Source organism: uncultured Anaerococcus sp. (assembly GCF_937934665.1).
Taxonomy (GTDB): domain Bacteria; phylum Bacillota; class Clostridia; order Tissierellales; family Peptoniphilaceae; genus Anaerococcus.
In genome coordinates, this window is sequence record NZ_CALGYW010000051.1 from 1 (window position 1) to 5,404 (window position 5,404).

At 36.0% G+C, this 5,404-nt stretch carries 7 protein-coding genes; 3 read left to right on the top strand and 4 right to left on the bottom strand.

Annotation, left to right across the window (positions count from 1 at the left end; all coding sequences use genetic code 11):
• Positions 1-143 precede the first annotated feature (143 nt).
• From Q0410_RS02380 to Q0410_RS02390, 3 genes are read left to right on the top strand one after another with little or no spacing between them, the layout of a single operon-like run.
• A complete protein-coding gene (locus Q0410_RS02380; protein ID WP_299032483.1) occupies positions 144-1,262 on the top strand; it encodes an EpsG family protein in 1,119 nt (372 codons plus the stop codon).
• Between the two features lie 12 nt (positions 1,263-1,274).
• Positions 1,275-2,420 (top strand): lipopolysaccharide biosynthesis protein, encoded by a 1,146-nt coding sequence (locus tag Q0410_RS02385; RefSeq protein WP_299032484.1) that lies wholly within the window; start codon positions 1,275-1,277, stop codon positions 2,418-2,420.
• Positions 2,398-2,727: a hypothetical protein gene (locus Q0410_RS02390; protein WP_299032485.1), complete on the top strand. Its 330-nt coding sequence runs from the start codon at positions 2,398-2,400 to the stop codon at positions 2,725-2,727. The genes Q0410_RS02385 and Q0410_RS02390 overlap by 23 nt, the downstream gene beginning before the upstream one ends.
• 131 nt (positions 2,728-2,858) lie before the next feature.
• Here the strand turns inward: Q0410_RS02390 and Q0410_RS02395 are convergent, their stop codons facing one another.
• The 4 genes from Q0410_RS02395 to Q0410_RS02410 are packed head-to-tail and all read right to left on the bottom strand — an operon-like array spanning position 2,859 to position 5,326.
• Positions 2,859-3,482 (bottom strand): hypothetical protein, encoded by a 624-nt coding sequence (locus Q0410_RS02395; RefSeq protein ID WP_299032486.1) that lies wholly within the window; start codon positions 3,480-3,482, stop codon positions 2,859-2,861.
• A gap of 10 nt (positions 3,483-3,492) precedes the next feature.
• Positions 3,493-4,287, bottom strand: a complete 795-nt coding sequence (locus Q0410_RS02400) for a hypothetical protein (protein ID WP_299032488.1) — start codon at positions 4,285-4,287, stop codon at positions 3,493-3,495.
• Complete coding sequence (locus Q0410_RS02405; protein ID WP_299032490.1) at positions 4,287-4,970, bottom strand: ABC transporter ATP-binding protein; 684 nt, start codon at positions 4,968-4,970, stop codon at positions 4,287-4,289. The genes Q0410_RS02400 and Q0410_RS02405 overlap by 1 nt, the downstream gene beginning before the upstream one ends.
• A complete protein-coding gene (locus tag Q0410_RS02410) occupies positions 4,967-5,326 on the bottom strand; it encodes a GntR family transcriptional regulator (RefSeq protein ID WP_299032491.1) in 360 nt (119 codons plus the stop codon). The genes Q0410_RS02405 and Q0410_RS02410 overlap by 4 nt, the downstream gene beginning before the upstream one ends.
• Between the last annotated feature and the right edge of the window lie 78 nt (positions 5,327-5,404).

Here is a 5,404-nt window from a genome sequence, read left to right on the forward strand (position 1 = left end):
ATCTCGGATAAAAAAATTAATTTATCATGGATAAAACAACATTTTATGATATATTAATGATTGAGAGTATAAGAGAACAAGATTCTTTTTTATCACACAAAATCAGGGAGTCTTAGGGGTTAGCCCCTAAATAGAAAGTTGTTATGGGATTTTTTCTTTTTTTTACGCTAGAGTTATTATTATTTATAATCTTTAGCCTTATAGATTTTAAAACTAAATATCAAAAAAACCTCGCGGCTTTTTCTATGTTTTTCTTGATGTTTGTCTTCGCAGCCATTAGAGGTTCTGGGGATGCTGATTATTACAATTATTTGTGGTTTGCCAAGGATATAGGGACAGACTTTTCCAAGGTCTTAAACTTCTCTTACCCAGTTGAAACTTCCTTTAGGTTGGCATCTTTCTTTATAAACCTCATGGGCTTATCCCGTCAGTGGGTGATTGTCCTTATGAATTTTTTGTCAATTGCACCTGTAACTTATGTGGTTATCAAAAAATCAACCCTGCCTTTTTTATCTGCCATAATTTTTCTGCCGGTATTTTTGCAATTTGACATGCAAACTTCAAGGACTGCCACAGCCATAGGCTTAGGACTTTTGTCAATCTACCTAGCCAGTGAAAAAAAGAGACTTAGAAGTCTCTTAGTCTTTATTTTAGCCCTAACCTTCCACAAGTCAGCCATGATCTTGCTGCCTTTTTTATTATATTTAGAAATTGACCTTTCAAATATAAGTAAGTGCATCATAGTCTTTATAAGCCTTGGTATATCCTTATTTTCTAAGGTGATTTTTGGTCTTGCAGCAAATATTTTTTCCAAAGTGGGACTTGCTAGGCTTGCTCAAAAGATAGTAACCTATACCTTTGAGGGAAAGTTTGCCTACGGGATGAAGCTTTATGATCCGAGGATAATTTATTTTTTCCTCTTATTTATAGTTTCTATCATGTACCTAAATGAGAAATCACTAGGAGATGATAGGATGAGTAAGGCCTCTGTCAAAGGTATGGTTTATGGTCTTTGTGTCATGCTTGTTTTTAGGTCATCAACTGCTATTGCCTTTAGGTTCTCATCTTACTTTGTTGTTTTAGAGATGTTTTACCTGCCAATGATGATAAGAAAATTAAAAGATGAAGATAGCCTAGCGGCCTTTTTGTTAATTTTATCCATAGTAGTATTTTTACTGCCCTATGCTTTAAATATTGCTATTGACGCACCAGCTTATGATTTTTTCTTTACAAATCCAATGGCTATTGAGTCATTGAGATAGATAGGAGTTTTTATGAGAAAAGTTACAACTTACCAATTAATCGATGGGATTAAGAGAAATATTTCCCTACTAATTATCCCTGCTATCCTGTTTTTAGGCCTTGTATTGGGCCTTGGTATTAAGACATCTGGCGGATCTTTCGAGGCCTCAGCTGTACTAATAGCCACAGCAGAAGAAGGAGAAGAGATATCCTATAACAAATTAATTCTAAATGAAAAGCTTGCCAACATTTATTCTGAAATTATTAAGTCACCTGACCTTTATAAAAAGGTTGAAGAAGACCTCAAAAAAGGAGGATCAGACCTTGATTATAAGGACATTATGGCAAGGTCTGACTTTGAGGTAAATCCCCAAGCGGGTCTTATTAGCCTAACTTATAATGATAGCAATGAGGCTAGGGCAGAGGATGCCCTTAAGTCAACTTGTGAAAACTTTAGGCTGATGACCAAGGACTACCTAAATGCAGATAACCTATCCTACCTCCAAGATGTTTTAGTAGAAAAGACCTCAAAGAAAAAACTTATTATCTTTTCTCTAGCAGGTGCACTTGCAGGAGCGCTTTTAGGACTTGTTATAGTTATTATTAAAACCCTCCTTTCTGACTCTATAGCAGATGAAGATGATTTGAGAGCTCTTGACTTAGATGTTTTGGGTACTAGTGATGAGCTTTCAAAAATAAAATCAAAAATTGACCACAGACTTCAAAATGGGGTAGTAGGCATAACAAGCATGGGAAAAATAGATTCCTTTGACCTTGCAAAAGAGCTTGCAGAAAGCTTTGCTCCAACTAATGGTGTTCTCTTTATAGACAGTAAGAATGCTAGTGGTATGGAAGATAAATATCTAAGCGATGCCAATAATTTCAAGGTTTTAAGAAAGGGAGACATAGATTACCTAGCCCTAGCAGAAAAAGCAAGTGATAAAATCATCGATACTAATGAGTTTTTTGCAGAAATAGTAAATAGGGAAAATGCTTATAATTATATCCTAATCGACCAAAAATCTCTGAAAACAGCCGACCCATACCTAGGAGCAAGGCTTTGCGATATGGAAATCATCCTAGTTGACGCAAAAACAAAGAAATCCGACCTAGATAAGGCAATTTCAGACCTAAGAGAGCTTGGCATAGATTATTGTGGGGTGGTTTATCATAAATAAGTTTATAGTTTTTTGCCTATTAGTAATCCTCGCTGGATGTGGTAAAGAAGAAAAATACACCAAACAAGATATAAAAGCAAGACCTGCGACTGGGATGAAGATAAAAGATAAAATTGGCATTGGTTTGTCATATAAAATCATAAAAGATTGTGAAATATACACAGATTCCGACGAAAAAACAGCCTTCGACACTTTGGAAAAAGGCTCGGTAGTTCAACCTAGTCAGGAAGAAGAGAATGGTTTTGTTTATGTGACCTACCAGGGACAGGGGTTTTATATTGAAGTTAAAAATTTAGAAGGAATTTAAAAAGTACTCCGGTTGGGGTGCTTTTCTATTGAGGAAATTTTTGCTCAAGAAATATAATTGACTTACACTTAAACTTAATAAAACTTTTCTAAAACAAAAAGCCCGCTGGGGGCTTTTTTGTTTTGTCTTAATCATTCTTCTGGGGCTAGGGGTTCTTTTAGATCTTCGTTTTTGAAAAAGTCAGTGTCTTCGTCGGCGTTGTTTTGGAAGGTGCCGAAGATTGAGATGTAGTCCTTGCCGTCAATTGTGTAGGTGATTTTGACTTGTAGGTATTCTGTAAAGATTTTTTCGTATTGAGTGGAGTATCTTTTTGTGGCATAGGTGTAGGTCTTATCTGCTTCCTTTGTGAAATTGCCTTCTATTTCTCTTTTATCCACCGGATCCCTGTAGTCTGCGGCGTAGGCTGTGATTTTTATCTGAGCTTTTTCTGGGTTTACCTTTTCACCGTTTTTGTAAAAGCTTACATAGATTTTTTTATCTTTTATAAGGTGGACACATGGTAGGTCACCTTCTACTCTACCGTCAACATCGTCTTCGATATTATCGATTTTGTCTTGGTCAAATGTATCAAATTTTTCCTTGGTGTAGGTTCTTATGATTGGACTCCTATCATCATCTGAGATTTGAACTTCGATTTTTACCCCATCAACCTCTTGATTTCTCAAAAAATCTGGTGTTGGCAAGAATACAAGTCTAATAAAGATAAAGACGGCTATCACCAAGAAAATTAGGCCGATTATTAATTTTTTAAACATGATTTCCTCCTTAGTCTACTGAGATTTTCTCCTTGTGGAAATAATTTACTAGGGCGAAATAGGCTAGGGCAAAGGCTCCTAAAATAAGGACTATTATCCCAAAGGATGACCAGTTTAAATCTAACATATTTATACTGAATGTGGCTGCATTAGTTGAATATTCCTTAAATTTGATTAAGCTTGTATTTCCAAGCCCACTAATCAATTTCACATATACATATCCTTGGAATAAAATCAAGGCTACGAAAAGAACTAACTTTGCTGACCTGCCCATTTTGTTAAAGGGACGTGACCCACCAAGTGTATTTGCTGCCATCATAATTAGGGCAAAAATTGTATAAAACAAGGCGATAATAATTATGAATTTTACCATACTGATAAAAATATTTAAGTTAATGCTTTGACTTAGGTATTTCAATATTTCTATGGGATCTAGTCCACTATCGCTAGTTATGCCTATATTCAAAAAGTTAAAGATAGTAAAAACTCCAATTACAAGTCCCATTATAATGTAGTTTATAAGTCTAGCTCCTGTTACTTCACTTGATGAAAATGGTAGTGATGTATAGAAGGCTGCTTTTTTGCCGTAAAACCTATTGTTGTCGCTATCATTAAGGCTGGCTAGGGAAATGAGTGGGGCAAAGGTCATAACTGATCCGCTTAAGACAATTATAAGGGATATTGGGCGGAAATCTGTCAACTCATAGACGAAAACTCCTAGGATTGCTATTATAAGAGGTGATAGCATCCATGTCATTACTTTTTTTATGTCTTCTTTAAAAATTTGTCTAAATAATTTTCCCATTAGAGGACCTCCCTAAAATATTCTTCAAGGCTTAGGCCGTTTTCTTCTCTTATCTCATCAACTGCCTTGTGGGCAAGGACCTTGCCGTCTGAAATTATGATTACTTCGTCGAGGATTTTTTCAATCTCGGATATAAGGTGGGTTGAAATGATAAGAGTTGATTCAGGATTGAAATTTTCTATGAAGGTATTTAGCATCTCGTATCTCGCCTTTGGATCTATACCCGTCATTGGCTCATCTAGGAGATAGACTTGGGCTTTCCTTGCAAGAGTCGCTGCAATTTGAACCTTATCTTTCATTCCTTTGGAGCATTCCTTGATCTTAAGATTTCTTTTTATAGAGAAAGAATCAATCATCTTGTAATAATTTTCGGCATCAAAGTCATCGTAAAATCTTTCGTAGATATTTCCGATGTCAATTACTGTCATAAAGCCATCAAAGGGAAGGTGGTCGGGCTGGTAGGAGATAAGGGCGTTGGTCTTTCCGCCTGGCCTATTTCCATCAATTAAGACTTCTCCGTTATAATTTTTTTCAAGTCCTGCAAGGACTCTCATGAGGGTCGACTTGCCTGTCCCATTTTCTCCAACAAGACCTATTATCTTGCCCGCATCTAGCTTTAAATTTAAGTCTTTTAAGACTTCTCTAGCTCCATATTTGAGCTTTAAGTTTTTTATCTCTATCATATTTCCTCCCAATAATCTTTTAAATCTTTTAGGGCCTGGTCCTTATCGATGTTTAAAGATTCCATCCCTGTGATAAAATCATCTGCAAAGCTTGTAAAAGCTCTGTTTGATAGGTTTTTAATTTTTTTAGTATCTTCAGTTACAAACCTGCCGATTGTCCTTTGGCTCTCGCAAAGGCCTTCCCTTTCTAGCTCTGTGAGAGCTCTTTGGATGGTGTTTGGGTTTACCTTGTAGGCTGTGGCGAGGTTTCTTACTGAATCAATCTTACTACCTGCCTGCCAGTCTCCTGTGGAGATTTTGATCTTAAAATCTTCTACAAGCTGGATATAGATAGGTCGGTTGGTATCAAAATCCATATCTGCCTTCTTTCTTTGTATCACTGTACTATTATCTTAATACAAGTGTACTACTATATTAATACAATGTCAAATTTA